This window comes from Roseovarius dicentrarchi (assembly GCF_003316635.1).
Taxonomy (GTDB): domain Bacteria; phylum Pseudomonadota; class Alphaproteobacteria; order Rhodobacterales; family Rhodobacteraceae; genus Roseovarius; species Roseovarius dicentrarchi.
The window spans coordinates 24,656-51,565 of sequence record NZ_QNQP01000006.1 but is presented as its reverse complement, the minus strand read 5'-3'; the positions used below and the strand labels follow the sequence as shown (position 1 = coordinate 51,565).

Below are 26,910 nucleotides of genomic sequence, written 5' to 3'. Positions count from 1 at the left end.
GCGCAGACAGCGCGTAATCAATCGGCCATGCGCCCCGTCCGGGGCTATGCAATTCCCTGATGATCTTTTGATGTTTGCGCCGACGCGCCTGTGAGGCTGATCCATGTCCGATGATGACCGTTTGAACCTGTGCGACCTCAAGGCGCATACCGCCAAAGACCTGCTTGCCATGGCAGAAGAGCTGGAGATCGAAAACGCCTCGACCATGCGCAAGGGCGAGATGATGTTCTCCATCCTCAAGGAACGGGCCGAGGACGGGTGGAAAGTGTTCGGCGATGGCGTGATCGAGGTTTTGCAGGACGGTTTCGGCTTCTTGCGCTCGCCCGAGGCGAACTATCTGCCCGGTCCTGACGATATTTATGTGTCGCCCGACATTATCCGCCGCTATTCGCTGCGCACCGGCGACACCATCGAAGGCGAGATGAAGCAACCCGACGATACAGAACGGTATTTTGCGCTGACCACCGTTGCGCAAATCAACTTTGAGGATCCCGCAAAGGCGCGCCACAAGATCGCGTTCGACAACCTGACCCCGCTATATCCAGACGAACGTCTGACGCTGGAAATCGACGACCCGACCATCAAGGACAAGACGGCGCGCATCATCGACCTGGTCGCACCCATCGGCAAGGGCCAGCGGTCGCTGATCGTCGCGCCGCCGCGGACGGGTAAGACCGTGATTTTGCAAAATATCGCGGCCAGTATCGAGCGTAACCACCCCGAATGCTACCTGATCGTTCTGCTGATTGACGAACGACCCGAGGAAGTCACGGACATGCAACGCTCGGTCAAGGGCGAGGTCGTCAGCTCGACCTTTGATGAGCCTGCGACACGGCACGTCGCCGTCGCCGAAATGGTCATCGAAAAAGCCAAGCGTCTGGTGGAACACAAGCGAGATGTGGTGATCCTTCTGGACTCGATCACAAGACTTGGTAGGGCCTACAACACCGTCGTGCCGTCTTCGGGCAAGGTTCTGACGGGCGGCGTGGACGCGAACGCCCTGCAACGTCCCAAGCGTTTCTTCGGCGCCGCGCGAAACATCGAAGAGGGTGGGTCGCTGACCATCATCTCGACCGCGCTGATTGATACGGGCAGCCGGATGGACGAGGTGATCTTTGAAGAATTCAAGGGCACCGGCAACTCCGAATTGGTTCTGGATCGCAAGATCGCGGACAAGCGGGTGTTCCCGGCCATCGACATCCTCAAATCCGGCACCCGCAAAGAAGAGCTTTTGGTCGATAAGATGGACCTTCAAAAGACGTTCGTCCTGCGCCGCATCCTGAACCCGATGGGCACGACGGACGCCGTTGAGTTCCTGATTTCCAAGCTCAGGCAGACGAAAACGAATGCTGAATTCTTCGATTCGATGAATACCTGACACTCACATAATTTGGGGGGCGGTCGTGGAAACGATCTTTGCAATGTCCTCGGCGCAGGGCAAGGCGGGCGTATCTGTGTTGCGGGTATCCGGCCCGCACGCTTTCGCGGCGTGCCTTTCCTTGTGTGGTGACGTCCCGCCCATCCGCATCGCATCAGTTCGCACGCTGAAAAACGCGGCAGGCGGTGTGCTGGACCAGGTACTGGTTCTGACCTTCGCCAAAGATGCCAGTTTTACCGGCGAGGAAAGCGTTGAGTTTCAGGTACATGGCGGTATTGCGGTCGTATCCGCCGTTCTCAATACCTTGGCAGCGCAGGACGGTCTGAGAATGGCCGAACCGGGCGAATTCACGCGCCGGGCGCTGGAAAATGGACGCCTGGACATCGCGCAGATCGAAGGTCTTGCTGACCTTATCGACGCCGAAACCGAGGTGCAGCGCACGCAAGCGTTGCGTGTGCTGTCGGGCGATCTTGGCGCCCGCGCGGAGCGATGGCGGCGCGATCTCATTCGGGCCGCCGCCCTGATCGAAGCGACAATAGATTTCGCCGATGAGGATGTTCCGGTCGACGTATCGCCCGAGGTCACCGCCTTGGTTTCCGCCGTGATTGCAGATCTTGACCGGGAAATTTTCGGGGTTGTGGTGGCGGAGCGGATTCGCACAGGATTTGAGGTCGCTATTCTGGGATCGCCCAACGTTGGAAAATCTACCTTGCTCAATACGTTGGCGGGCCGGGATGCCGCGATCACGTCAGACGTTGCGGGGACAACTCGCGATGTGATCGAAGTTCGGATGGATCTACGGGGGCTGCCGGTCACGCTACTGGATACAGCCGGTTTGCGCGATACAGATGACCGCGTCGAGGCGATAGGCGTGGAGCGCGCAAAGATGCGCGCGTTGCAGGCGGATTTGCGTGTGATATTGGTCGAGCCGGGGGAGGGGTTGCCGATTGACCCTCAGCCGGATGACATCATCCTGCTGGCAAAAAGCGATATCCACGTCGGTGCGTATCCCGGTATTTCCGGGCAAACCGGCGCCGGTGTGGATGATCTTGTCGCAAGGATCGCCGACACTTTGAGCGGTCGTGCATCCCAGGCTGGCGTTGCAATCCGGCTTCGCCACAAGGAGGCAATGCAGCGGGGCGTGGAATATTTGCGCGCCGCGCTGTCCTTGGCGGGTAACCCTGATACCGCCGACCTTGCGGCGGAGGAGCTGCACAGCGCTGTTCGTGCGCTTGATTCTCTGGTAGGACGGGTGGATATCGACAATATCCTCGATGAGATTTTTGCCAGCTTCTGCCTTGGCAAGTAAGGAGTGTTTCACGTGAAACATTGTGACTTTGACGTTCTTGTCATCGGCGGGGGACACGCCGGCTGCGATGCTGCCCACGCTGCGGCACGGATGGGTGCGCGTACCGCGCTTATCACGCTGAGGAAATCGGGAATCGGCGTGATGTCATGCAATCCTGCCATTGGTGGTCTTGGGAAAGGCCATCTGGTGCGGGAAATCGACGCTCTGGATGGGGTCATGGGTCGGGTGGCCGATGCGGCCGGCATCCAGTTCAGATTGCTTAACAAGCGTAAGGGGCCCGCAGTGCGGGGACCGCGCGCCCAAGCTGATCGTCACATTTACCGGTCGAAAATGCTGGATGAGATGTCACAGTGCGAAAATTTGGCGATCATTGAGGCGGAAGTCGTCGATTTTAAAATGCAAGGTGGCGCAGTTGCCGGGGTCGTTCTGCGGGACGGATCCGAGGTGTCGGCCGCTTCTGTCGTCCTGACCACCGGCACGTTTTTACGCGGCGTTATCCATATTGGCGATCAGTCCTATCCGGGTGGCCGGATGGGCGAAGATCCCTCCATAAAGCTTGCGGAGCGGATTGACGGCTTTGGTTTGGCGATGGGTCGGCTGAAGACTGGAACGCCGCCGCGTTTGGACGGGCGGTCTATCGACTGGGCAAAGCTGGAAAGCCAGCCCGGTGATGACGAACCCAGCCTGTTTTCGTTTTTGTCTAAAGATGTGCAAGCTAAGCAGATTGCCTGCGGAATCACGCACACCAACGAAGCCACCCACGACATTATTCGCGATAATCTGTCGAGGTCGGCAATGTATGGCGGCCACATTGACGGTGTCGGCCCTCGGTACTGTCCATCGATCGAAGATAAAATCGTCCGCTTTGCGGATAAAACGTCCCACCAGATATTCCTGGAGCCGGAAAGTCTGTCAGATCACGCGATCTATCCGAACGGTATTTCGACATCCTTGCCCGCCGAGGTTCAAACCGAGTATGTTCGGTCAATCCTTGGCCTTGAAAAGGCGGAAATCCTGCAACCCGGCTATGCAATCGAATATGATTACGTGGACCCGCGGTCACTTGATGCGACACTGGCCGTGCGCGATGTGCCGGGCCTCTACCTCGCCGGACAAATCAATGGCACGACCGGATACGAGGAAGCGGCGGCGCAAGGGCTGGTGGCCGGGCTGAACGCTGCGCGCGCCGCCGCTGGAGAGGAGGCCGAGGTCTTCAGCCGGTCTTCGAGCTATATTGGCGTAATGATTGACGACCTAATCACAAGGGGCGTGTCCGAACCCTATCGAATGTTTACGTCCCGCGCTGAATTTCGCCTATCGTTGCGGGCGGATAATGCGGATCAGCGCCTGACCAGCCGGGGAATTGCGATTGGATGCGTATCAGAGGCGCGGAAGATCAGCTTTGAGCTCAAGACGGACAAGCTGAGTAGCGCGCGGATGCGGTTGGATGACATAATCGTAACTCCGCGTCAGTTGGCGGATCTCGGTCTGACTGTAAACCAGGATGGGTCGCGCAGATCGGGCTTTCAGGTTCTTGCCATCCCCGAGGTCAAGCTTTCGCATTTGCACCGGTTGGAGCCGTCGCTTGGCGATATTGATGCGGATATTGGGGAGCAGTTGGAGAATGATGCCCTCTATTCAAACTACATTTCGCGCCAAGATCGCGATATTGCTGTTTTGCAACGTGATTCCGCTCAGTTGATCCCAAAGGATTTCGATTACAACTGCTTGGGCGGTCTATCGAATGAATTGAAGTCCAAGCTGAACGCCGTCCGCCCGGCGAATTTGGCCCATGCGGCGCGGATTGACGGAATGACGCCTTCAGCGTTGACGTTGCTCCTTGCTCGTATCAGGCGTTTATCAGAAGGCCGAAGCGCGTGAAAAATACACTTGGCGATGTTTCACGTGAAACAATTGAACGGCTTCGCATATTCGAAAGCACTGTGCTTAAGTGGACGCCAAAGATAAATCTGGTATCGCGTCTGGATCGTGAAGTGATCTGGGATCGGCACATTCTCGATTCTGTTCAGTTTTACGAAGCTGCGCCTGATCGATTTTCGCTCTGGTTGGACTTTGGCTCGGGTGGGGGATTTCCCGGTGTCGTTGCGGCCATTCTTGCGCATGAGTTGAACCCAGGAGGGGCAGTCACTATGGTCGAAAGCGACGCCAGAAAATGTGTCTTTCTGCGCACGGCATTGCGCGAGGCGGGCGTAAAAGGGAATGTCATCAACGACCGAATCGAAAATCTGGTGCCGCAGAACGCGGATATCGTCTCCGCGCGGGCATTGGCAGATCTGACGGCGCTGCTGGGCCTCGCACACAAGCACCTGAAACGCGGCGCAACCTGCATATTCGCCAAAGGCGAAAAGTGGCGGAAAGAAGTGGCCGACGCAAAATCGAAATGGGATTTCGAATACACGGCCGATATAAGTAAGCTTGACCCCAACGCCGCAATTTTAAGCATAAAGGAGCTGTCGCGTGCTTGACCCTACACGTTCAAACGGACCGCGGATCATTGCAGTCGCCAATCAAAAGGGCGGCGTTGGCAAGACGACCACTACGATCAACCTGGGCGCAGCGCTTGCTGAAAAAGGCGCACGTGTCTTGATTGTCGATCTGGATCCGCAAGGAAACGCTTCTACCGGCTTGGGCGTTCAGGCCGAAGATCGTGAATTCACGACCTATGAGTTGTTGCTGGAGGATATTGACCTGGGGCAGGTTATTCAGCCGACCAGTTCGGAAAACTTGATGATTATTCCGGCAACGGTTGACCTGAGTTCTGCCGATATCGAACTGATCTCGCATGAAAAGCGAAGCTTTTTGTTGCATGATGCCTTGCGGCAGACTGCGATGGATCGCTACGATCTGGATTATGTCCTGATTGATTGCCCGCCGTCGCTGAACCTGCTGACAGTTAACGCAATGGTTGCGGCACATTCTGTTCTGGTCCCGCTTCAAAGTGAGTTTTTCGCGTTGGAAGGTCTGTCGCAGCTTATGCTGACAATTCGGGAAGTGCGGCAATCTGCCAATCCCAAGCTGGGCATTGAGGGCGTCGTTTTGACCATGTTCGACGCACGAAATAACCTGTCGGGGCAGGTTGAGAAGGACGCCCGTGACAACCTGGGCGATCTGGTGTTCAAAACCTTGATTCCACGAAACGTCCGGCTGAGCGAAGCGCCGTCGTATTCGATGTCGGTGATTGATTATGATCCGCAGTCGCGGGGGGCCGAAGCCTACAGGGCGTTGGCTGTTGAATTGATGAAAAATCGTGCGCTGGTAGCGGCGTGACCGAGGAGCAGAAGATGGTGGAAAAAGTACAGCGACAGCGCGGATTGGGTCGGGGATTGTCGGCCCTGATGGCGGATGTCGGGGAGTCTGCAACCGGGCCGGAGGCGGCGCCAAGACAGCCGGATATGATGGTCCCAATCGAACAGGTTGTTGCCAACCCGGACCAGCCACGCCGCCGGTTTGACCCGGAGTTGCTGAATGATCTCGCCGCATCGATCAAGGAAAAAGGCATTATTCAGCCCCTGATCGTGCGCCGCAAAGGCGAGGGATATGAAATTGTCGCTGGTGAACGCCGCTGGCGCGCTGCACAGCAGTCCAACCTGCACCAGATACCTGTCGTCATTCGCGATTTCGACGATACCGAAGTTCTTGAAATCGCGATCATTGAAAACATCCAGCGCGCCGATTTGAACCCGGTCGAGGAGGCCGCGGGGTACGTTCAGTTGATGAATAAATTCGGACATACTCAGGAAAAGCTGGCCGAAGCGTTGGGTAAAAGCCGCAGTCATATCGCGAACACGATGCGTTTGATGCAGCTGCCCGAGGCCGTTCAGGCCTATGTGACCGAAGGCAAACTGTCGGCGGGCCATGCGCGGACCTTGATCACGTCGCCCGATCCGGTTGCGCTGGCCAAGAAGGTTATCGCAGGCGATTTGTCCGTTCGCGACACGGAAAAGCTGGTCCGGAAGGCGGCGGAGGCGCTTAATCCTGACGGTGCCAAGTCCTCAAAGCCTGCCGCCCGCGGGAATGCAAAATCAGCCGACACCACCGCGTTGGAGAACGATCTGTCGGCGAATTTGGGTATGAAAGTGTCGATTGATCACAAGGATGGCGCCGAAAGTGGCTCAATCACGATCAGCTACAAGACGTTGGATGATCTGGACGCGCTTTGCCGGATCATGTCGACCGGCCGGTAGCGGTCAGTCGGGCAACAATTCAGTTATGATAGCGTTCAGAACCATGCGCCCCTGAGGGGTCGCTGCCAAGGTCGGACCATCCAGGTGAACCATCCCAAGCTCTTCCAACCTGTCGATGGTGGATTGGGGGAGGGCGGAACCGGCCAGATGTTCATATCGCTGCATGTCTATTCCCGTGGATAGACGCAGGCCCATCATCAAGTATTCGCCAGCGCGGTCGTGCGCTGGCGTCGATGTCCAAGGCTTCTCGGTCTTGGCGTCCTGGCTGGCAGTCAGCCATTTTGCCGGGTTTGAGTACGCCTCCGTTGCCCAGCGAGTGTCGCCCAAAGTGAGCCTACCATGCGCACCGGGCCCTATTCCGATGTAATCGCCCTGGCGCCAGTAGATCATGTTGTGGCGCGATTCCGATCCGGGCGCCGCGTGGTTGGACACCTCATAGGCGGGCATTCCGGCGGATTCGCACAGCTCCTGCGTCACCTCATACATATCAACGGCAAGATCGTCCGTGGGTAAACCGCGAAGCCCGCCTGCATCGAACCGCGCGCCAAAGGCTGTGCCGGGTTCAATCGTCAGTTGGTACAGCGAAAGGTGATCGATCGTCATTGACAGGGCTTCGGTCAGTTCGGCGCGCCAATCGGCAAGCGTCTGATCCTGTCTTGCATAGATCAAATCAAAGCTGACCCGATCAAACTGGGACCGCGCAATATCAAAAGCGGCGCGCGCCTCGGAGACGGAATGAATACGGCCCAGTCGCCGCAGATCGGCATCATTCAGTGCCTGAATGCCCATCGAGACCCGATTCACGCCCGCCGCGGCGTAGCCGGCAAAACGCGTAGCCTCGACCGAGCCGGGGTTCGCTTCCAGCGTGATTTCCTGATCGTTCGCCGGGGTCCAATGGTGGCGGATGCGCTCCAGAATGGCGTGAACCGTTTCCGCTGGCATAAGGCTGGGCGTGCCGCCGCCGAAGAAGACCGAGCTTAGAACGCGGCCCGGTGTAAGAGCCGCATATCTGTCAATCTCGCGCAGGTAGGCGTCGCGCCACGCGTCATGATCGACAGAATTGCTGACGTGGCTGTTGAAGTCACAATAGGGGCATTTAGCCGCGCAAAACGGCCAGTGCAGATACAGGCCAAAGCCGCCCTGGCGCCAGTCTTCAATCAAAGCAGCCCTTCACCAATCTGGCAAATGCATCGGCGCGGTGGCTGATACGGTTTTTCAGATCGGGCTCCATTTCAGCAAAGGTTACATCATAGCCGGACGGCTGAAAAATCGGATCATAGCCGTGGCCCTTGTGGCCGCGCATCGGCCAGGTGATCTGGCCCTCGACCGTTCCGGGGAATATCTCATCATGGCCATCGGGCCAGGCCAGGACCAGCGTACAGCAAAACCGGGCGGTCCATGGCTGGGCGGCGCCACTTGCCAGCAGTTTCTTATGCGCTTTCGTCATTGCCATGGCAAAGTCGCGGCCATTGGGGGTTTCAGCCCAATCGGCGGTATAGACACCAGGCGCGCCGCCGAGTGCGTCAATCTCGATCCCGGAATCGTCGGACAGGGCGGGCAGGCCGGTTGCCTGTGCGGCGGCGTGCGCCTTGATCCGGGCGTTGCCGGCAAAGCTGGTTTCAGTCTCATCGGGTTCGGGCAGATCGCATTCGGCGGCGCCCACGACCTTGATGCCGTATGGCGCCAGCAGGCTGACGATTTCCGCCAGCTTGCCTGCGTTATGTGTGGCCACCAGCAGCGTATCGCCGGTAAATTTACGCATTGATTGCCGCCATCTGCGCGGCGGCCAGTTCTGCAACGCCTTGCTCGGCCAGATCCATCAGCTGGTTCATCTGGTCGCGGTTGAACGTCGCGCCCTCGGCGGACATCTGCACCTCGATCAGCTTGCCCGATTGGGTCATGATGAAATTGCCATCAACGCCGGCCTCGCTGTCTTCGGGGTAATCCAGATCCAGCACCGGCTGCCCGGCATAAAGGCCACAAGACACAGCCGCGACCGGATCGGTCAGCGGGTCCGACACAACCGCGCCGGTTTTCATCAGCTTCTGAACAGCCAGCTTCAACGCGACCCAGCCGCCGGTGATCGCCGCGCAGCGTGTGCCGCCATCGGCCTGAATGACATCACAATCGACGGTGATCTGCCGCTCGCCCAACGCGACGCGGTCAACACCGGCGCGCAGGCTGCGGCCGATCAGACGCTGGATTTCCACGGTGCGCCCGCCTTGCTTGCCCGCCGTCGCTTCGCGTCGCATCCGCGATGTTGTAGAGCGGGGCAGCATGCCGTATTCTGCGGTGACCCAGCCCAGGCCGGACCCTTTGATAAAGGGCGGCACGCGGTCCTCGATCGTGGCGGTGCACAGAACGTGGGTGTCGCCCACGCGGATCATGCAGGATCCCTCGGCGTGCTTTGTCACACCTGTTTCGATTGAAACGGCGCGCATTTCGTTTAGTTTTCTTCCCGACGGACGCATGATAGTACCTCTTGGCTGTTTAGCGCGCCAATACAGGGGCGCGGGCCGGTATGGCAACCCCGATTGACGGCGCGCACTGTGCGGCCTTTACTGCCCATGCAAGGCAAGGAACCTGATATGAGCGACGGCAGAAAGCTGCTGGAAGAGATGAACGACCGGTCGCGCGAGGTGTTTCGCCGCGTGGTCGAAGGGTATCTGCTGACCGGATCGCCCGTCGGATCGCGCAGCCTGACCCGCGACATGAGCGAGAAAATCAGCGCCGCAACCGTGCGCAACGTGATGCAAGACCTCGAATTCATGGGCCTGCTGGACAGCCCGCATGTCAGCGCCGGCCGCATTCCCACGCAAAGCGGCCTGCGCATGTTTGTCGATGGCCTGATGGAGGTCGGCGATCTGCAAACCGCCGACCGCGAACTGATGGACAGCTCAACATCCTCGAACGCGCAGGATGTCGCCGGGGTGCTGGACCGGATCGGGCAGACATTGTCGGGTGTCACGCAGGGCGCGTCGCTGGTTCTGGCGCCCAAACATGAGGCGCCGATCAAACATATCGAATTTGTCGGGCTGGGCCATGACCGTGCGCTGGTGGTTCTTGTGTTCGCGGATGGGCACGTCGAAAACCGCATATTCACCCCGCCGCCGGGGCAGACGCCCAGCTCCATGCGGGAGGCGGCGAATTTCCTGAACGCGTTGGTCGAGGGCAAGACGCTGAGCGAAGTGCAGACCGTCATCGCCCGTCATATCTCCGAGCGTCGGCAGGAGATTGACCAGCTGGCGCGCGCCATGGTCGAGAGCGGCCTTGCCGTTTGGACCGGGGAGGGCGAGGGACCAGAGCGGCTGATTGTCCGGGGCCGCTCCAACCTGCTGAACGCGGGCGGCGATGAGGCGGATCTGGAACGGATCCGCACGCTGTTCGATGATCTGGAACGCAAGCGCGACATTGCCAATTTTCTGGAACTGGCCGATGAGGGCGAGGGCGTGCGCATCTTTATCGGGTCCGAGAATAAACTTTTCTCACTTTCGGGTTCCTCTTTGGTCGTCTCTCCTTATATGAACGCTGACCGGAAGATCGTCGGCGCCGTGGGGGTCATTGGACCAACACGGCTCAACTATGGGCGCATCGTTCCGATCGTGAATTATACGGCGCAGTTGGTGGGCAAGCTGATCGCCGATAGAAGTTGAAGGGCTAAGACATGGCAGAGCGTAACGAAAACGATTTCCTCGACGACATAGCAGAGGCCGAGGCCGAAGCGTATGACGACGCAGGGGCAGAGATTTCCGACGAGGCGATCGAGCTGGATACACTTCGCGCCGAGCGGGATGCGTTTCAGGACAAATTCATGCGCGCACTGGCAGACGCGGAAAACGTGCGCAAGCGCGCCGACCGTGACCGCCGGGAGGCTGAAAACTACGGCGGCTCGAAACTGGCCCGCGACCTGCTGCCGGTGTACGACAATATGAAACGCGCCGTTGACGCCATCGGCGAGGATCAGCGCGAGGCATCCGCCGCCCTGATCGAAGGGATCGAGCTGACGATGCGCGAGCTGATCTCGATCTTTGCCAAGCACGGCGTGCGCATCGTGTCGCCGCAGGTTGGCGACCGGTTCGATCCGCAGCATCACGAGGCGATGTTCGAGGCGCCGCTGCCCGGCACCAAGGCCGGCGATATCATTCAGGTATCGGCCGAGGGGTTCATGCTGCACGACCGCATTCTGCGCCCGGCGCAGGTGGGTGTGTCGTCCATGAAGGACTGATTTGCCGGCAAGACCGCCGTGAAACAACAGCGCCCCGAATGTACGTTCGGGGCGCTGTTTCGTTTTCAGGGGCTATCCTGGTCAAGCAGCGATTTCAGGTCGTAGATCACCTGAAGCGCATCGCGCGGGCTTAGGTCGTCGGGCAGAACATCCCGCAGCGCGGCCTCCACCTGCGACGGTGCAGCGCGGGCCGGCGGCGGCGCCGGGCGGGTTGAAAACAGCGGCAGGTCGTCGATCAACGCCTGCCGGGCGCTGCCGCCCTCACGCTCGCCGCGCTCCAGCGCGTCCAGCACCACGCGCGCACGGTCGATCACGGCGGCCGGAAGGCCGGCCAGTTTCGCCACCTGCACGCCGTAGGACCGGTCAGCGGCACCGCGCCGGACCTCGTGCAGGAAAATCACGTCGCCCTCATGTTCCTTGACCGTGACCGTGGCGTTGTCGACGCGGTCCAGTTTCTCCGACAGGTTGGTCAGCTCGTGGTAATGGGTGGCAAACAGCGCCCGGCAACCGTTGACATCGTGCAGATGCTCCAGCGTGGCCCACGCAATCGACAGCCCGTCATAGGTAGCCGTGCCGCGCCCGATTTCGTCCAGAATAACCAGCGCCTGCGCGTCGGCCTGATTGAGGATCGCGGCGGTTTCCACCATTTCCACCATGAAGGTGGATCGCCCGCGCGCCAGATCGTCCGAGGCGCCAACGCGGCTGAACAGCTGGCTGATCATGCCGACATGCGCAGATTTCGCAGGCACGAAACTGCCCGTTTGGGCCAGCAGCGCGATCAGTGCATTTTGCCGCAGGAATGTGGATTTGCCCGCCATGTTCGGGCCGGTCAGCAGCCAGATATCGCTGGCGCCGCCCAAGGCGCAATCATTGGCAACGAACGGCCCGGCGCCCTGACTGCGCAGCGCGTGTTCCACGACCGGGTGGCGCCCCTGCACGATGTTCAGCGTGCGGCTGTCATCCACCTCAGGCCGGCACCAGCCGCATTCGACCGCCAGATCGGCCAATGCCGCCGTCAGATCCAGTTCGGCCAAGGCGCGTGCCACTTGGGTCAGCTTCGCTGCTTCGGCCAGAATGGCGCCTTTCAGCGCGTCATAGAGCCGTTTTTCAATCTCCAGCGCGCGCCCGCCGGCGTTCAGGATCCGCGTCTCCATTTCCGACAGGGGAACGGTGGTGAAACGCACCTGATTTGCGGTGGTCTGGCGATGTTTGAACGTCTCGTTCAGGGGCGCTGACAGCATTTTTTCGGCGTGCGTCGCGGTCACATCGACGAAATAGCCCAGCACGTTGTTATGCTTGATCTTCAGCGATGCAATGCCGGTTTGCTGCGCATATTCGGCCTGCATTTTGGCAATGACGCCGCGCCCTTCGTCGCGCAGTTGCCGCGCCTCGTCCAGATCGGGGTCATACCCCGCCGCGATAAACCCACCATCCCGCGCCAGATGCGGCGGTTCGGCGATCAACGCCTGATCCAGCAGGTCCGCCAGCGTGTCATGGCCGGTCAGATCGGCCACCATCTGACCGTATTCGGGCGGCATGTCACCCTGCGGCATCAGCTCGGCGATGGACTCTGCGCCCTCCAGCGCGTTGCGCACGGCGGCCAGGTCGCGCGGCCCGCCGCGATCCAGTCCGAGGCGGGACAGCGCGCGGTCAAGGTCCGGAACCTTGCGCAGAAGGTCGCGCAGCGCCTGACGGAATCGAGACTGTTCCACGGCAAAAGACACCATATCCAGCCGCGCCTGTATCACGTCCAGTCGCCGCGACGGCGCCGACAAACGCCGCTCCAGCAAGCGCGCGCCGCCTGCGGTAACGGTGCGGTCCATGACCGCCAGAAGCGTGCCGGCCCGCCCCCCGGACAAGGCATGTGTCAGTTCAAGGTTGCGCCGCGTGGCGGCATCAATCTGCATGACGCCGTCTAGATTTTCCCGTTGCGGCGGTTGCAGCAGGGGCAGCTTGCCCTTTTGGGTGATCTCCAGATACTCGACCACGGCGCCAAGGGCGGCAATTTCCGCCCGCTCGAACGTGCCGAACGCATCCAGCGACGTGACGCCAAACAGCGCGCACAGCCGGGCGCCCGCACTGGTGCTGTCAAAGGCCGAGCGCCCAAGCGGAGTGACAGCGGCCCCTGATTCAGTCACTAAATTGGGCAAATCAGTCTCTGACCCGTCCGCTATCAGAACCTCGCTGGGGGCAAGGCGGGCCAGTTCGGGACCGATGCGCGCCGCCTCCAGCAACATGACGTGCAGGGCGCCGGTGGAAATATCGCTCCAGGCCAGCGCATAAGCGCCGCGCACTTCGGCGATGGCGGCCAGATAATTGTGGCGCCGCGCCTCCAGCAGCGAGTCCTCAGTCAGGGTGCCGGGCGTGACCAGCCGGACAACGCCGCGCTTGACCACCGATTTGCTGCCACGCTTTTTCGCCTCCGCCGGGTTTTCCAGCTGCTCGCACACCGCGACGCGAAACCCCTTGCGGATCAGCGTCAGCAGGTAGCCTTCGGCGGAATGCACAGGCACGCCGCACATGGCGATATCCTTGCCCTCATGCTTGCCGCGTTTGGTCAGCGCGATGTCCAGCGCCTCGGCAGCGAGGGCGGCATCGTCAAAGAACAGCTCGTAGAAATCGCCCATGCGATAGAACAGCAGGGCGCCCTGATGTTCGGCCTTGATCTCCAGATACTGCGCCATCATCGGCGTGGCTGTGCCCGTGTTCACTGCATGCTCCCATTCGTCTGCGGGGAACCTACAAACCAACGCCGCGCGGCGAAAGCCCCGAATACCTGAGCAGTTGAGGCGGGCGCATTTGGCCGCTATGCATAGATATAACGCATTTTCAGGACGCACACGCACATGGCAAACCCCAAGTTCACCGCCGAAGAGGCACTGGCCTTCCACCTTGAGCCGACGCCGGGCAAGTTCGAGATTACCGCGACCGTTCCAATGACGACGCAGCGCGATCTGAGCCTTGCCTATTCGCCCGGCGTGGCGGTGCCGTGCCTTGCCATTCAGGACAATCCCGAGACGGCGTATGACTACACCAACAAGGGCAATCTGGTCGCGGTGGTGTCCAACGGCACCTCGGTTCTGGGTCTGGGCAATCTGGGCGCGCTGGCCTCCAAGCCGGTGATGGAGGGCAAGGCGGTGCTGTTCAAACGCTTTGCCGACGTCAATTCGATCGACATCGAACTGGATACCGAGGACGCGGACGAATTCTGTAAGGCGGTGCGCCTGATGGGGCCGACCTTCGGCGGCATCAACCTTGAGGATATCAAGGCGCCGGAATGCTTCATCATCGAACAGCGCCTGAAGGAAGAGATGGACATCCCCGTGTTTCACGACGACCAGCACGGCACGGCGGTGATCTGTGCGGCCGGGCTGATCAACGCGCTGCACCTGTCGGGCAAGAAGATCGAGGATGTGCGCATCGTGCTGAACGGGGCGGGGGCCGCCGGGATTGCCTGCCTTGAGCTGCTGAAGACGATGGGCGCGCGGCATGAAAACACCATGATGTGCGACACCAAGGGCGTGATCTATCAGGGCCGCACCGAGGGCATGAACCAGTGGAAAACCGCGCATGCGGTCATCACCGACCGCCGCACACTGGCCGATGCGCTGGACGGCGCCGACGTGTTTCTTGGGGTGTCGGCCAAGGGCGCCGTAACGCAGGAGATGGTCGCCAGCATGGCGCCCAACCCGGTGATTTTTGCGATGGCCAACCCCGATCCGGAAATCACCCCCGAAGAGGCGCACGCCGTGCGCGAGGATGCCATCATCGCCACAGGGCGCAGCGATTATCCCAATCAGGTGAACAACGTGCTTGGGTTTCCCTATCTTTTCCGCGGCGCGCTGGACGTGCATGCCCGCGCCATCAATGACGAGATGAAGATCGCCTGCGCCGAGGCGCTGGCCGCGCTGGCGCGTCTGGATGTGCCGGACGAGGTGAACATGGCCTATGGGCGCAAGCTGTCCTTTGGCCGCGATTACATCATCCCGGCGCCGTTCGATCCGCGGCTGATCCACATGATCCCGCCATCGGTGGCGCAGGCCTGCATGGATACCGGTGCGGCCCGGCGCCCGATTACCGACATGGAGGCGTATGAAGCATCGCTGAAGGCACGGATGGATCCGACCGCCAGCATCATGCGGTCGATCAACGCGCGGGCGCGCAATGCGCAGGCGCGCATGATCTTTGCCGAAGGCGATGATCTGCGCGTGCTGCGCGCCGCCGTGCAGTATCAGCGCGCCGGCATGGGCAAGGCGCTGGTTGTGGGGCGCAGCGATGACGTCAAGGCCAAGCTGACCGGGGCCGGCATGGCCGATGCGGTGGACGAGCTGGAGATTGTGAACGCCGCCAACACCCCGCATCTGGAGCAGTACCGCAATTTTCTGTATGATCGCTTGCAACGCAAAGGCTTTGACCGGCATGATATCAGCCGCCTTGCCAGCCGCGACCGGCATGTGTTTGCGTCGCTTATGCTGGCGCATGGGCATGGCGACGGGCTGATCACCGGGGCGACGCGAAAATCGGCGTATGTTCTGGAGCTGATTAACCATGTGTTCGATGCGGATGCCGAACATGGCGTTGCCGGCGTCACAGCCCTGATGCTGAAGGGGCGTATCGTTCTGATCGCCGACACGCTGGTGCAGGAATGGCCGAACGAGAATGATCTGGCCGATATCGCCGAGCGGGCCGCGACCGTGGCCCGCAATCTGGGGCTGGAGCCGCGCGTGGCCTTTGTCAGTTTCTCGACATTCGGCTATCCCAAATCCGAGCGCGCGGAAAAGATGCACCGCGCCCCGACCGTGCTGGAAAAGCGCGGCGTCGATTTTGAATTCGAGGGCGAGATGACCGTCGATGTCGCGCTGAACCCCGCCGCGCAGGAGGCCTATCCGTTCCAGCGTCTGACCGGACCGGCGAATATTCTGATCGTGCCTGCGCGGCACTCGGCCTCGATTTCGGTCAAGTTGATGCAGGAAATGGCGGGGGCGACGGTGATCGGGCCGATCCTGTCGGGACTGGATCATTCAGTGCAGATCTGCTCCTCGACCGCGACGGCCACCGATATCGTTAACATGGCGGTTCTGGCGGCGTGTAAAGTCGGCTGAACGCGCGCCTGCCTTGACCGGCGGGATTTGGGTATTTTTACCAAGAAAAGCCTGGGGGCGTTACCGCGCCTTCGGGCGGCGCGCCAGCTGCACCGTCAGGATGCCGGCAGTAATGATGGCAACGCCGATCATGTCGGTCAGGTGCAGTTTTTCGCCCAGGATGACCGCGGCGATCGCAACGCCAAGGAACGGGTTCAGAAAGTGGAACGTGGCCGCGCGCGTCGCGCTGATGCGTTCGACCAGACGAAACCACAGCAGCGTGGCCGCAAGGCCCGGAACGAGGGTGGTCCAGGCGAAGGCGGCGATCAGTTGCCAGCTCCACTCGATCACCAGCGTTTCGGTGCCGACCGCCACGACGCTCAGCACCGCGCCGCCGACCAGCATTTGCAGGCCGACGATCATCATGAAGTTGCCCCCCGACGTGGCGCCCCGGACGCTGAGTGTGGCAACGGTCAGGGCAATGACCCCAAAGCCGCAGAGGATCAGGCCGTACAGATCAATCCCGGCCGACAGGCGGCTGCCCATGATCAGCGCGACCCCGGCGATGCCGGCCAAAAGACCGGCAGCCGCCAGCGGCGACAGACGCTCGCCAAAAAAGGCCCAGCAGGCCAGCGCCACCAGCAGCGGCATCAGTGACGCGACGATGGCGGCGACCGATGCCTCGACGGTTTGCATGGCAACGAAATTCATCCCCAGATAAAGCGCGTTCTGGCAGATGCCGAGGATGATGCAGGCGCGCCATTGCGGCGCCGTCAGGCGCCAGGTCTGGCCCAGCAGGCGCGCGATGATAACGCCCAGCAGCCCCGATATGACAAAGCGGAGGGCCAGCGCGCTGATCGGCGGGGCAGAGGCCACGATGATGCGTGCGGACGTAAAGGCGCTGGACCACATCAGCGAAAACGCGACGCCCATCACGATGCTGCGTATATCCATGCCTGCCGCGCTCCTGTGGGCCATGTGCGAAAATGCGAAAGGGCCGCCTGTTACGGGCGACCCTTTCGGAAACTCAGCCGTGATGCAAGATCAGCCGTTCACGCTGTCCTTCAGCGCCTTGGCAATGGTCATCTTGACGACCTTGTCGGCCTCTTTCTTGATCTGCTCGCCGGTGGCGGGGTTGCGCACCATCCGCTCGGGGCGTTCGCGGCAGTAGATCTTGCCGACGCCGGGCAGGGTGACGGCGCCGCCGGCGGACACTTCGTTTGTGATCACGTTGATGATCGAATCCAGCGCGGTGCCGGCTGTTTTCTTGTCGCTGCCCATTTCTTCTGCCAGAGCGGCGACAAGCTGGGTCTTGGTCATCGGTTTTGCCATCAGATGGTCTCCTTCTACTGCCCGCTGGTGGGCCTCGGTGTCACGTGTAACGCTATTTTGAAGGGCATTACAACGCATACCGCCGCAATGCCGACTGAAATTGCGCAAAAATACGCTGGTCAGAGGAACGCGGTTTCGTCGAACGCGCGCAGTTTTCTGCTGTGAATCCGGTCCAGCGGCATTTCGGACAGCATTTCCATCGCGCGGATGCCGATCATCAGGTGCCGCGCCACCTGATCGTTGTAGAAGGCCGACGCCATGCCGGGCAATTTCAGCTCGCCATGCAGGGGTTTGTCCGACACGCACAGGAGGGTGCCATAGGGCACGCGAAACCGAAATCCGTTCGCTGCAATCGTGGCGCTTTCCATATCCAGCGCGATGGCGCGGCTTTGGCTGAGGCGGTGGACCGGGCCGGACTGATCGCGCAGCTCCCAGTTGCGGTTATCGACGCTGGCGACGGTGCCGGTGCGCATGATGCGCTTCATCTCGAACCCGTCCATATGGGCGATTTCCTCGACCGATTGTTCCAGTGCGATCTGGATTTCGGCCAGCGCCGGGATCGGCACCCATGTCGGCAGGTCGTCATTCAGCACGCCATCCTCGCGCAGATAGGCATGGGCCAGCACATAATCGCCCAGCCGCTGTGAATTGCGCAGGCCCGCGCAATGGCCGACCATGATCCATGCATGGGGGCGCAGCACCGCGATATGATCGGTCGCCGTCTTGGCGTTGGAGGGGCCGACGCCGATATTGACCAGAGTGATCCCGGACCCGTCGGGTTTTTTCAAATGATAGCTGGGCATTTGCGGCAGGCTGAGCGGCGGCGTCATCGGCTGATCGGGCGCGGTGATTTCGGCGTCGGAGGTGCCGACAAAGCTGGTATAGCCGCTGTCGGGATCGGCCAGTGCGCGGCGGGCATATGCCTCGAATTCGGTGACGTAGAACTGGTAGTTGGTGAACAGGACGTGGTTCTGGAAATGCGCGGGCGATGTGGCGGTGTAATGCGCCAGCCGGGCCAGTGAATAATCCACGCGCTGCGCGGTGAAGGGCGCCAGCGGCGCGACAGAGCCGGGCGTTCGGTCATAGATGCCGTTGATGATATCGTCGTTCGTGGTATCCAGATCCGGCACGTCGAACACGTCGCGCAGGGTAAATCCGGCCGCGCCTTCGTGCGGGACGGTCATGCGCGCGTCCTGCGCCACGGCGAAATGCACCGGGATTGGCGTATCCGACGGGCCGATCCAGACGGGGACATCGTGGTTTTCGACCAGCAGCTTGATCTGGTGGACCAGATAATTGCGGAACAGGCTGGGCCGCGTCACGGTGGTGGCATGGGTTCCCGGCCCTGACACATGGCCGAAGGCAAGGCGGCTGTCGATCTGCACAAAGCTGGACGTGGTCAGCCGGATTTCGGGATAAAACGCCCTGATCCGCTGTTCAGGGACAGGTCCGGCAAGGGCCGCCGCAAAATGCTGGCGCAGGAAATCGACCGCTGTGTCGTAGAGCGTGCACAGATGATCCACCGCTGCCGCGGGATCGGTGAATTTGCGGGCGGGGGGCGATTCCGGGGTCAGGGCGGGGCGCTGCGTGGGGGTCATCTGTAGTCCTTTTCAGGTTCTGGTGGCACGTTTGCACGGGGGGCGGCGGCGTTCAAGCGGCCTTGCCAATGCGGCGGCGGTGCCACATATCTGGGGAATGACACGCACGCTTCTTTCCTTTGGTCATGGCTATTCGGCCCGCGCGCTGACGCCGCTTTTGCTTGCTGACGGCGGATGGCGCGTGATCGGCACGACGCGCAGCCCGGACAAGGCGGAGGCGCTGGAGCGCGAGGGCGTTCAGCCGCTGATCTGGCCCGGCGCCGATATGCGCCCCGCGCTGGAGGCTGCGACGCATCTGCTGATTTCTGCCGGGCCGGGCGAGGATGGCGATCCGGTTCTGGCCGCGCTGGAGGGTGAGATTGCGCGCATCGCGCCCCGGCTGGAATGGGCCGGGTATCTGTCCACCACCGGCGTTTATGGCGATCATCAGGGCGGCTGGGTGGATGAGGCGACGCCGCTGACCCCCGGCACGCGGCGCGGCGCATTGCGCAAGGACGCCGAGGCGGCGTGGCAGGCCATTCCGGGCCTGCCGCTGCATATTTTCCGGTTGGCCGGTATTTACGGCCCCGGCCGCGGCCCCTTTGCAAAGGTGCGCGCAGGCACCGCGCGGCGTATTATCAAGCCGGGTCAGGTGTTTAGCCGCACCCATGTCGAGGATATCGCGCAGGTTCTGGCCGCCTCCATCCGCCGGCCTGATCCCGGCGCGGCCTATAATGTGTGCGACGATGATCCGGCGCCGCCGCAGGATGTGATCGGCTTTGCCGCCGAACTGCTGGGGTTGCCCCTGCCCGAGGCGGTCGCGTTCGACGACGCTGACATGTCACCGATGGCGCGCAGTTTCTATGCCGAATCCAAACGCGTCTCGAATGACCGGATCAAGCGGGATCTGGGGGTGACCTTGCGCTATCCCACCTATCGCGACGGACTGCGCGCGATGGCCGCAGGCGGGTAAGGCGGCAGATCACACGCCAAGGCTTTCAATCTTGGCTGCGCCCTGATTTAAGATTTCGGAACATATTTCCGGAGGCCGACATGGTCGATATCGCCGAACGCGTGCACAATCATAAGTGGAAGATCGACCCGATCGTCCGGTCCCTGATCGACACGGATTTTTACAAACTGCTGATGTGCCAGTCTGTGTTTCGCAACCGGCCCGACACGCAGGTCACGTTCAGCCTGATCAACCGGGCCACGCATATCCCGCTGGCCGATCTGGTGGACGAGGGCGAGCTGCGCGAGCAGTTGGATCATATCCGGTCGCTGTCGTTGTCGCGCGGCGAAAGCACGTGGATGCGCGGCAACATGTTCTACGGCAAGCGGCAAATGTTCAATCCGGCCTTCATGGACTGGTTCGATAAGCTGCGCCTGCCGCCTTATCATCTGGAGCGTGTCGGCGACCAATACGAGCTGACCTTCGAGGGCAGCTGGCCCGAAGTCATGCTATGGGAGATTCCCGCGCTTGCGGTCATCATGGAGCTGCGCAGCCGCGCGGTGCTGCACAAGATGGAGAAGTTCGAGCTTCAGGTGCTGTACGCTCGCGCCATGACCAAGCTATGGGAAAAGGTGGAAAATCTGCGCGAGGTGCCGGACCTGCGCATTGCCGATTTTGGCACGCGGCGGCGTCACAGCTTTCTCTGGCAGGATTGGTGCGTGCGCGCGATGCACGAAGGGTTGGGCGAGAAATTCGTTGGCACATCCAACTGCCTGATCGCCAAGAACCGCGATCTGGAGGCGATTGGAACCAATGCGCATGAATTGCCGATGGTATATGCCGCACTGGCCCAGTCGGACGCCGAACTGGCGCGCGCGCCCTATGATGTCCTGAGTGACTGGCACGAAGAACACGAAGGAAACCTGCGGATCATCTTGCCCGACACCTACGGCACCGAGGGGTTTTTGAAAAATGCGCCGGAATGGCTGGCTGGTTGGACCGGTATACGCGTCGATTCCGGCGATCCGGCCAAGGGCGCCGAAATGGCGATTGAATGGTGGAAGGCGCGCGGAGAGGATCCGTCGCAAAAGCTGATCATTTTCTCTGACGGTCTGAACGAGGAAAAGATCGTCCAGCTTCAGACGCAGTTTTCAGGCCGCGTGCGGGTATCGTTCGGCTGGGGTACGCATTTGACCAATGATTTTCGCGGATTGGTGCCAAATGATGCGCTGGCGCCGTTTTCGATGGTGTGCAAGCCTGTGAGCGCGGATGGCAGGCCCACCGTCAAGCTTTCGGATAACCCGAAAAAGGCGATGGGCCCGGCCAGTGAGATCGCGCGCTACAAACGGGTGTTCGATGTCGGCGCGCAGCAGGAATTTGACGTTATAGTCTGATTGTCAATCCGGCTTACTCGTCCCAGGGCGCCAGATTTTCCAGCTGCTCCTCGGTCATTTTTGAAACATATTCCTTGCCGTTCCATTCCAGCGCGCCCAGCGGCACGGAAACATCGTGATCGCCGAAGTTCAGCAATCCGCCAAGGTCAATCAGGAAGCCGGCCGGCTGGCCGTCTGAATCGACAAGGATCTCTTCGACCTCGCCGATTTTCTCGCCATTGGCGTTGATCACGTTGGTGTCGTCGACGCTTTGCAAAAATGTGCCGTCGCGTGTGTCAACGACGCCGGCGCCCTGGGCGGCCTCCTGCGCGGCCAGTGGCATGGCGGTCAGCATGGTCGCGGCGATGATCATGGGGCGTGGCATAAGTATCTCCTTTCAGCGTGTGGGTTACGGCGTCAACGTTCCATGTTCGCGGCAGTTCCCTGCGCCGCCCTTTAACACCTTGCGCCGCGCCGCTACTGTGCGGTTCTGGCGAACGAGGGAGGGCGCGCGCGTGACCGAAATAATCCTGGTGCGACACGGACAGGCCAACAGCGGCGCCAAGGACGAGGCCAGCTATGACCGGCTGTCCGATCTGGGCCACCGGCAGGCGGCGTGGCTGGGCACGTGGCTGACCGAAACAGAGCCGCATTTCGACCGCGTTCTGACCGGCACCCTGACGCGCCAGCGCCAGACCGCCAGCGCCATGGGATACCAGACCACGGTGCAGGATCCCCGCCTGAACGAGCTGACATATTTCAACCTTGCCCATGCGATGCAGGCCCAGCACGGCGTCCCTGCGCCCGACACGGCGCAGGAATTTGCGCGCTACCTGCCTGATGTCATCACCCACTGGTCCGAGGACAGGCTGATAGGCGTGCCGGAAACTTTCGGCAGTTTCCGCACCCGTATCGTGGCCCTGATGGAGGAGGCCAGCGATGCCCATGGCCGGACGCTGATGGTGACATCGGGCGGGGTGATCGGCATGGTCATGCAGCATGTTCTGGGGCTGGACGCGCGCATGATGGCGAATATGATGCTGCGGATCCAGAACAGCTCGGTTCACCGGCTGCGGTATGTTCATGGCGCATTGGTACTGGACACGTTCAACGCCACGCCGCACCTTGATGCGGCAGACCGGGCGCATGCCCGCACATTCATCTGAACCGGCAGGAGGCCGCCATGAAACTGCACTATGCCCCCGGCACGATATCCATCGCTGTCGCCATTGCCCTGCACGAGGCAGGGCTGGATTTCGAGGCCATCCGCGTTGATCTCAAAACCGGCGCCCAGACGCAGCCCGCCTATCACAGGATCAATCCCAAGGGCCGCGTGCCCGCGCTTGAGACGGGCGCCGGCATCCTGACCGAAACGGGCGCAATTCTGGATTATATCGCCGCAATCGCGCCCGCCGCGGGCCTGAAGCCTCAGGACCCGTTTCAGGCGGCGCGGCTGCGATCGGTGATGTACTACCTCGCCAGCACGATGCACGTGAACCACGCCCACCGCATGCGCGCCTCGCGCTGGGCCGATAGCGCAGATGCGCAAGAGGACATGCGCGCCAAGGTGCCGGAAACCATGGCAGACAGCTGCGCCTATATCGAACAGCACTGCCTTGCCGGGCCGTTTATTGCGGGCGACCGGATCACGGTGGCGGACCCCTATCTCTATGTCATCTGCACATGGCTGGAAGGTGACGGGGTGGATGTCAAAGACTACCCGCGTCTTGCCGCCTTTTGCGACGCGATGGCGGCGCGCCCGTCGGTGCAGGCGGTCCGCGCTGCCGGCATGCTGCGCTGAGGGGGGCCGGGACATGACACATATCTGGGTCCGGGCCGAACAGCGCCCGAATGAGGAGCGCACGCCGCTGACGCCCGCCGGCGCCGCCGATCTGCTGGCCACCGGGATGCAGGTAACTGTCGAGCAAAGCGATCAGCGCGCCATTGCTATTGATGACTACCGCGCCGCCGGTTGCAGTATCGCGCCGATGCATAGCTGGCCGGACGCGCCCACGGATGCGATCATCCTGGGGCTGAAAGAGCTTCCCGAGGACGGCACGCCGCTGCCGCACCGACACATCATGTTCGGCCACGCTTTCAAGGGTCAGCACTCCGGCAAGGCGCTGCTGCGCCGTTTCGCTGCCGGTGGCGGCACGCTTTACGATCTGGAATATCTGGTGGACGTAAAGGGCCGCCGCATCGCCGCTTTCGGCTATTGGGCCGGATATGCCGGCGCTGCCATCACGCTCAAGGCATGGGCGGCGCAGCAGGCCGGCGGCCTCTGCCCGCCGGTCACGACCTATGGCGGCAAAGACGCGCTGCTGGCCGATCTGGCACGGGATATCGCAAATCTGCGCACGCCCACGGCGATCATCATCGGCGCGCTGGGCCGTGTCGGAGCCGGCGCGGCGGATCTTTGCACCAACATGGGCCTCAGCCCGACCCTATGGGATATGGAGCAGACGGCAGGCGGTGGCCCGTTCCCCGAAATCCTGACGCATGACATGTTTCTGAACTGCATCTTCGCACGGCCCGGAACCCCTGTATTCGTGCCGCAATCGGCCCTGTCACAGCCGCGAACACTGACCGCGATCGGCGATGTCGCCTGCGATCCGGACAGTGACTATAATCCGGTGCCACTCTATGACGCGGCCACCACCTGGGCGGCGCCCGCCCGCCGCGTGCATGACGCGCCCATCATGGACATCATGGCTATCGACAACTTGCCATCGCTCTTGCCGGTAGAGGCGTCGCATGATTTTGCCGGGCAGCTTCTGCCGTCCCTTCGGGATTTGCCACATCTCGGCGCAGGGGTGTGGGGCCGCGCGCAGGCGACCTTCAGCGCGGCAATGAACGCGCTATAGATTCGCTGCGGCTTTCATCTTTCTGAAAATACTCATCTGAATCGGTCTGCCATGCCACGCAACACTGCCAAACAGCCGCGCCGCGCCGATCCGCTGGGCCGCCTTGTCCGCGGCGCGCGGCGCTGGCTGATGTGGGCCGCGCTGACGGCCGTGACATGCGTCGCGCTTGCGCAGCTTGCGCATCGCTACGTTCCGCCCGGCCCGACCTATTACATGAAACAAGAGGCGCGCCGTCTGGGCACGATCCGTCACCAATGGGTGCCGATGGACCAGATCGCCCCGGTCATGGCGCGGTCGGCAGTCGCGGCCGAGGATGCCAATTTCTGCCTGCACTGGGGCTTTGACATGCAGGCGATCCGGCAGGTTCTGGAAAAGGGCGCGGCGCGCGGCGCCTCCACCATCAGCCAGCAAACGGTCAAGAATGTCTACCTGTGGCAAGGCCGCTCATGGCTGCGCAAGGCGCTGGAGGCGGTGATGACCCCGATATCCGAAATCATCTGGCCCAAGCGCCGCATCATCGAGATCTACCTGAACATCGCCGAATTCGATCAGGGCATCTTTGGCATCGATGCCGCCGCGCGGCACTATTTCGGCGTCGCGCCTGCCGATTTGTCGGATCTGCAGGCTGCGCGGCTGGCGGCCGTTCTGCCCGACCCCAAGGACCGGTCTGCCAGCAAACCGTCAGCGTGGCTGCGCAAACGGACCGGGTCGATCATGGATGGCGCGGCCACGATCCGCCGTGACGGGCGCGCCGCGTGTTTCGAGGATTGAAACCCACAGGCCAAACAGGCATTGAAGAGGAACACCCAAACAAAGGTCTGCCGCGCCATGGCCAAGCTCTATCATGTTGCCCTGTCACCCTTCTGCCGCAAGGTGCGCCTGAGTCTTGCTGAAAAGAAGATCGAGTGCGAATTGATAGAAGAACGGTACTGGGAAAATCACCCCGATTTTCATCGCCGCAACCCCGCGCGAAAGGTGCCGATCCTGCGCATAGACGGCCGTATCATGCCCGAAAGCGCCGCAATCTGCGAATATCTTGAGGAAAAATACCCCGAGCCGCCGCTGATGCCCCGCAGCTCCGAAGGACGCTATGAGGTGCGCCGGCTTGTGGCGTGGTTCGATGACAAGTTTCATCATGAGGTGACGTCAAAACTTTTGTATGAGCGCGTCAACAAAAAGATAATGGGCGCCGGTTTTCCAGATAGCGGAAACGTCAAATCGGGCGCCAAGGCGATCAAGTATCACCTTGATTACATGGCGTGGCTGCTGGACCACCGCCGTTGGCTGGCCGGCGATACCATGACGCTGGCCGATTTTGCCGCCGCCGCGCATCTGAGCTCGCTCGACTATATCTCGGATGTGGATTGGAACCGTAGCGAGGTGGTCAAGGATTGGTACGCCAAGATCAAATCGCGCCCCGCGTTCCGCAGCATTCTGGCCGATCAGGTGCCCGGCTTCCCGCCGCCGAAACATTATTCGGACCTCGATTTTTGATGCTGATGTCGATTGGGTATTTTTACCAAGAAAAAACATGGACCCGCTAAAGCAGAAACTGGTCGCCCGGGCGCAGGCCGAAGGATTTGGTCTGGCGCGGATCTGCCGCCCCTGGGACGTGCCGCAGGTGCCGGGCAGGCTGGAGACATTCCTTGACAAGGGGCGGCACGGGCAGATGCAGTGGATGGCCGAGCGCAGCCATTGGCGCGGTGATCCGTCGGCGCTGTGGCCCGAGGCGCGGTCGGTTATCATGCTGGGCGAAAGCTACACGCCCGCGCATGACCCGCTGGCCGTTCTGGAGCGGCGCAGCGAGGGTGCGATCAGTGTCTATGCGCAGAACAGGGATTATCACGACCTGGTCAAGAAGCGGCTGAAACGGCTGGCGCGCTGGCTGATTTCCGAAACGTCGGACAAGACCGAGGTGAAGGTGTTCGTCGACACGGCGCCGGTGCCGGAAAAACCGCTGGGCGCGGCGGCCGGGCTGGGCTGGCAGGGCAAGCATACCAATCTGGTCAGCCGCGATCTGGGCAGTTGGTTCTTTATCGGGTCGATCTTTACCACCTTGGACATCGAGGCCGATGCGGGCGAGGCCGACCATTGCGGCAGATGCCGGGCCTGTCTGGATGTGTGCCCGACGGGCGCCTTTCCTGCGCCGTATCAGCTGGATGCCCGGCGCTGCATTTCCTATCTGACGATCGAGCATCACGGCCCGGTGGACGCCGAGCTGCGCCCGTTGATGGGCAACCGCATTTATGGCTGCGATGATTGTCTGGCCGTCTGCCCGTGGAACAAATTTGCCCAAGAGGCGCGCGAGGTGCGCTATCACGCGCGTGCAGATCTTTTGGGGCCGCCTTTGGCGGAGCTTGCGCAGCTGGATGATGCAAGTTTTCGCGCGAAATTTTCGGGCAGTCCGATCAAGCGCATCGGTGTCGCGCGATTTTTGCGTAATGTTCTGTATGCTATCGGCAATTCGGGCGACCCTGCGCTGGTGTCCACAGCGCAGGCGCATTGCGATGCGGAGGATGCCACCGTGGCAGATGCGGCGCGATGGGCCGTGGAGCGACTACAGGACGTCGAAAACAGGATGGATCGGTCGCAAAATCCGGCATAGTCCTGATTG

25 protein-coding genes are annotated in these 26,910 nt (G+C 61.3%); 17 read left to right on the top strand and 8 right to left on the bottom strand.

What is annotated here, in order from left to right:
- Positions 1-103: 103 nt before the first annotated feature.
- From rho to DQ230_RS05960, 6 genes are read left to right on the top strand one after another with little or no spacing between them, the layout of a single operon-like run.
- Entirely contained in the window at positions 104-1,378 is a 1,275-nt protein-coding gene (gene rho, locus DQ230_RS05985) for a transcription termination factor Rho (protein ID WP_203228010.1), read from the top strand.
- 25 nt (positions 1,379-1,403) lie between these two features.
- Positions 1,404-2,687: a tRNA uridine-5-carboxymethylaminomethyl(34) synthesis GTPase MnmE gene (gene mnmE / locus DQ230_RS05980; protein WP_113911670.1), complete on the top strand. Its 1,284-nt coding sequence runs from the start codon at positions 1,404-1,406 to the stop codon at positions 2,685-2,687.
- A 12-nt stretch (positions 2,688-2,699) separates the two neighbouring features.
- Positions 2,700-4,568 carry a tRNA uridine-5-carboxymethylaminomethyl(34) synthesis enzyme MnmG gene (mnmG, locus tag DQ230_RS05975; protein ID WP_113911669.1) on the top strand — a complete coding sequence of 623 codons (1,869 nt, stop codon included), beginning with the start codon at positions 2,700-2,702 and terminating at the stop codon, positions 4,566-4,568.
- Entirely contained in the window at positions 4,565-5,173 is a 609-nt protein-coding gene (gene rsmG, locus DQ230_RS05970; RefSeq protein WP_113911668.1) for a 16S rRNA (guanine(527)-N(7))-methyltransferase RsmG, read from the top strand. Before mnmG ends, rsmG begins: the two co-directional genes overlap by 4 nt.
- Entirely contained in the window at positions 5,166-5,975 is an 810-nt protein-coding gene (locus DQ230_RS05965) for a ParA family protein (RefSeq protein ID WP_113911667.1), read from the top strand. The genes rsmG and DQ230_RS05965 overlap by 8 nt, the downstream gene beginning before the upstream one ends.
- Before the next feature lie 14 nt (positions 5,976-5,989).
- Entirely contained in the window at positions 5,990-6,892 is a 903-nt protein-coding gene (locus DQ230_RS05960) for a ParB/RepB/Spo0J family partition protein (protein ID WP_113911665.1), read from the top strand.
- Positions 6,893-6,895: 3 nt separating this feature from the next.
- Here the strand turns inward: DQ230_RS05960 and hemW are convergent, their stop codons facing one another.
- From hemW to rph, 3 genes are read right to left on the bottom strand one after another with little or no spacing between them, the layout of a single operon-like run.
- A complete protein-coding gene (gene hemW, locus DQ230_RS05955) occupies positions 6,896-8,053 on the bottom strand; it encodes a radical SAM family heme chaperone HemW (protein WP_203228009.1) in 1,158 nt (385 codons plus the stop codon).
- On the bottom strand, positions 8,046-8,654 hold the full coding sequence (rdgB, locus tag DQ230_RS05950) for an RdgB/HAM1 family non-canonical purine NTP pyrophosphatase (RefSeq protein ID WP_113911663.1): 609 nt from the start codon (positions 8,652-8,654) through the stop codon (positions 8,046-8,048). The genes hemW and rdgB overlap by 8 nt, the downstream gene beginning before the upstream one ends.
- Positions 8,647-9,363 carry a ribonuclease PH gene (gene rph / locus DQ230_RS05945; protein ID WP_113911661.1) on the bottom strand — a complete coding sequence of 239 codons (717 nt, stop codon included), beginning with the start codon at positions 9,361-9,363 and terminating at the stop codon, positions 8,647-8,649. Before rph ends, rdgB begins: the two co-directional genes overlap by 8 nt.
- A 117-nt stretch (positions 9,364-9,480) precedes the next feature.
- On the opposite strand from rph, the gene hrcA reads away from it, so the two are divergent.
- Together hrcA and DQ230_RS05935 are read left to right on the top strand one after the other, a co-directional pair.
- Complete coding sequence (gene hrcA / locus DQ230_RS05940; RefSeq protein WP_113911659.1) at positions 9,481-10,545, top strand: heat-inducible transcriptional repressor HrcA; 1,065 nt, start codon at positions 9,481-9,483, stop codon at positions 10,543-10,545.
- 11 nt (positions 10,546-10,556) lie between these two features.
- Positions 10,557-11,117, top strand: a complete 561-nt coding sequence (locus tag DQ230_RS05935; RefSeq protein ID WP_113911657.1) for a nucleotide exchange factor GrpE — start codon at positions 10,557-10,559, stop codon at positions 11,115-11,117.
- A 65-nt stretch (positions 11,118-11,182) separates the two neighbouring features.
- Here the strand turns inward: DQ230_RS05935 and mutS are convergent, their stop codons facing one another.
- Positions 11,183-13,804, bottom strand: coding sequence for a DNA mismatch repair protein MutS (gene mutS / locus DQ230_RS05930; protein ID WP_113911794.1), 2,622 nt, complete (start codon positions 13,802-13,804; stop codon positions 11,183-11,185).
- A gap of 159 nt (positions 13,805-13,963) precedes the next feature.
- On the opposite strand from mutS, the gene DQ230_RS05925 reads away from it, so the two are divergent.
- Positions 13,964-16,219, top strand: coding sequence for an NADP-dependent malic enzyme (locus DQ230_RS05925; RefSeq protein WP_113911655.1), 2,256 nt, complete (start codon positions 13,964-13,966; stop codon positions 16,217-16,219).
- Between the two features lie 60 nt (positions 16,220-16,279).
- Here DQ230_RS05925 and DQ230_RS05920 read toward each other — a convergent pair whose 3' ends face one another.
- The 3 genes from DQ230_RS05920 to DQ230_RS05910 all read right to left on the bottom strand — a co-directional run bounded on the left by DQ230_RS05920 (position 16,280) and on the right by DQ230_RS05910 (position 19,128).
- Positions 16,280-17,152, bottom strand: coding sequence for a DMT family transporter (locus tag DQ230_RS05920; RefSeq protein ID WP_113911653.1), 873 nt, complete (start codon positions 17,150-17,152; stop codon positions 16,280-16,282).
- A 90-nt stretch (positions 17,153-17,242) separates the two neighbouring features.
- On the bottom strand, positions 17,243-17,530 hold the full coding sequence (locus DQ230_RS05915; RefSeq protein WP_113911651.1) for an HU family DNA-binding protein: 288 nt from the start codon (positions 17,528-17,530) through the stop codon (positions 17,243-17,245).
- 119 nt (positions 17,531-17,649) lie between these two features.
- On the bottom strand, positions 17,650-19,128 hold the full coding sequence (locus tag DQ230_RS05910; protein ID WP_113911649.1) for an AMP nucleosidase: 1,479 nt from the start codon (positions 19,126-19,128) through the stop codon (positions 17,650-17,652).
- A 97-nt stretch (positions 19,129-19,225) separates the two neighbouring features.
- On the opposite strand from DQ230_RS05910, the gene DQ230_RS05905 reads away from it, so the two are divergent.
- Together DQ230_RS05905 and pncB are read left to right on the top strand one after the other, a co-directional pair.
- Positions 19,226-20,080, top strand: a complete 855-nt coding sequence (locus DQ230_RS05905) for an SDR family oxidoreductase (protein ID WP_113911647.1) — start codon at positions 19,226-19,228, stop codon at positions 20,078-20,080.
- Between the two features lie 80 nt (positions 20,081-20,160).
- Positions 20,161-21,453 carry a nicotinate phosphoribosyltransferase gene (pncB, locus tag DQ230_RS05900; RefSeq protein WP_113911645.1) on the top strand — a complete coding sequence of 431 codons (1,293 nt, stop codon included), beginning with the start codon at positions 20,161-20,163 and terminating at the stop codon, positions 21,451-21,453.
- Between the two features lie 13 nt (positions 21,454-21,466).
- Here the strand turns inward: pncB and DQ230_RS05895 are convergent, their stop codons facing one another.
- Positions 21,467-21,817, bottom strand: a complete 351-nt coding sequence (locus DQ230_RS05895) for a PRC-barrel domain-containing protein (RefSeq protein WP_113911643.1) — start codon at positions 21,815-21,817, stop codon at positions 21,467-21,469.
- Positions 21,818-21,947: 130 nt separating this feature from the next.
- Between DQ230_RS05895 and DQ230_RS05890 the strand changes: the two genes are divergently transcribed.
- Genes DQ230_RS05890 through queG form a run of 6 tightly spaced genes read left to right on the top strand, consistent with a single transcriptional unit; the run spans position 21,948 to position 26,901 of the window.
- Positions 21,948-22,598, top strand: coding sequence for a histidine phosphatase family protein (locus DQ230_RS05890; protein WP_113911641.1), 651 nt, complete (start codon positions 21,948-21,950; stop codon positions 22,596-22,598).
- A gap of 17 nt (positions 22,599-22,615) precedes the next feature.
- Positions 22,616-23,233: a glutathione S-transferase family protein gene (locus tag DQ230_RS05885; RefSeq protein ID WP_113911639.1), complete on the top strand. Its 618-nt coding sequence runs from the start codon at positions 22,616-22,618 to the stop codon at positions 23,231-23,233.
- A gap of 13 nt (positions 23,234-23,246) precedes the next feature.
- A complete protein-coding gene (locus tag DQ230_RS05880) occupies positions 23,247-24,296 on the top strand; it encodes a saccharopine dehydrogenase (protein WP_113911637.1) in 1,050 nt (349 codons plus the stop codon).
- 51 nt (positions 24,297-24,347) lie between these two features.
- Positions 24,348-25,067 (top strand): monofunctional biosynthetic peptidoglycan transglycosylase, encoded by a 720-nt coding sequence (mtgA, locus tag DQ230_RS05875; protein ID WP_113911635.1) that lies wholly within the window; start codon positions 24,348-24,350, stop codon positions 25,065-25,067.
- A 57-nt stretch (positions 25,068-25,124) separates the two neighbouring features.
- On the top strand, positions 25,125-25,790 hold the full coding sequence (fzlA, locus tag DQ230_RS05870; RefSeq protein WP_113911633.1) for an FtsZ-binding protein FzlA: 666 nt from the start codon (positions 25,125-25,127) through the stop codon (positions 25,788-25,790).
- 37 nt (positions 25,791-25,827) lie between these two features.
- Positions 25,828-26,901, top strand: coding sequence for a tRNA epoxyqueuosine(34) reductase QueG (gene queG / locus DQ230_RS05865; RefSeq protein WP_113911631.1), 1,074 nt, complete (start codon positions 25,828-25,830; stop codon positions 26,899-26,901).
- Positions 26,902-26,910: the final 9 nt, after the last annotated feature.

Excerpts from the sequence above, each read along its gene's own strand:
- rho (WP_203228010.1), top strand. The coding sequence starts at position 104 with ATGTCCGATGATGACCGTTTGAACCTGTGCGACCTCAAGGCGCATACC.
- DQ230_RS05960 (WP_113911665.1), top strand. The coding sequence starts at position 5,990 with ATGGTGGAAAAAGTACAGCGACAGCGCGGATTGGGTCGGGGATTGTCG.
- rdgB (WP_113911663.1), bottom strand. The coding sequence starts at position 8,654 with ATGCGTAAATTTACCGGCGATACGCTGCTGGTGGCCACACATAACGCA.
- rph (WP_113911661.1), bottom strand. The coding sequence starts at position 9,363 with ATGCGTCCGTCGGGAAGAAAACTAAACGAAATGCGCGCCGTTTCAATC.
- hrcA (WP_113911659.1), top strand. The coding sequence starts at position 9,481 with ATGAGCGACGGCAGAAAGCTGCTGGAAGAGATGAACGACCGGTCGCGC.
- DQ230_RS05935 (WP_113911657.1), top strand. The coding sequence starts at position 10,557 with ATGGCAGAGCGTAACGAAAACGATTTCCTCGACGACATAGCAGAGGCC.
- mutS (WP_113911794.1), bottom strand. The coding sequence starts at position 13,804 with ATGATGGCGCAGTATCTGGAGATCAAGGCCGAACATCAGGGCGCCCTG.
- DQ230_RS05925 (WP_113911655.1), top strand. The coding sequence starts at position 13,964 with ATGGCAAACCCCAAGTTCACCGCCGAAGAGGCACTGGCCTTCCACCTT.
- DQ230_RS05920 (WP_113911653.1), bottom strand. The coding sequence starts at position 17,152 with ATGGATATACGCAGCATCGTGATGGGCGTCGCGTTTTCGCTGATGTGG.
- DQ230_RS05915 (WP_113911651.1), bottom strand. The coding sequence starts at position 17,530 with ATGGCAAAACCGATGACCAAGACCCAGCTTGTCGCCGCTCTGGCAGAA.
- DQ230_RS05910 (WP_113911649.1), bottom strand. The coding sequence starts at position 19,128 with ATGACCCCCACGCAGCGCCCCGCCCTGACCCCGGAATCGCCCCCCGCC.
- DQ230_RS05905 (WP_113911647.1), top strand. The coding sequence starts at position 19,226 with ATGACACGCACGCTTCTTTCCTTTGGTCATGGCTATTCGGCCCGCGCG.
- pncB (WP_113911645.1), top strand. The coding sequence starts at position 20,161 with ATGGTCGATATCGCCGAACGCGTGCACAATCATAAGTGGAAGATCGAC.
- DQ230_RS05895 (WP_113911643.1), bottom strand. The coding sequence starts at position 21,817 with ATGCCACGCCCCATGATCATCGCCGCGACCATGCTGACCGCCATGCCA.
- DQ230_RS05885 (WP_113911639.1), top strand. The coding sequence starts at position 22,616 with ATGAAACTGCACTATGCCCCCGGCACGATATCCATCGCTGTCGCCATT.
- DQ230_RS05880 (WP_113911637.1), top strand. The coding sequence starts at position 23,247 with ATGACACATATCTGGGTCCGGGCCGAACAGCGCCCGAATGAGGAGCGC.
- mtgA (WP_113911635.1), top strand. The coding sequence starts at position 24,348 with ATGCCACGCAACACTGCCAAACAGCCGCGCCGCGCCGATCCGCTGGGC.
- fzlA (WP_113911633.1), top strand. The coding sequence starts at position 25,125 with ATGGCCAAGCTCTATCATGTTGCCCTGTCACCCTTCTGCCGCAAGGTG.
- queG (WP_113911631.1), top strand. The coding sequence starts at position 25,828 with ATGGACCCGCTAAAGCAGAAACTGGTCGCCCGGGCGCAGGCCGAAGGA.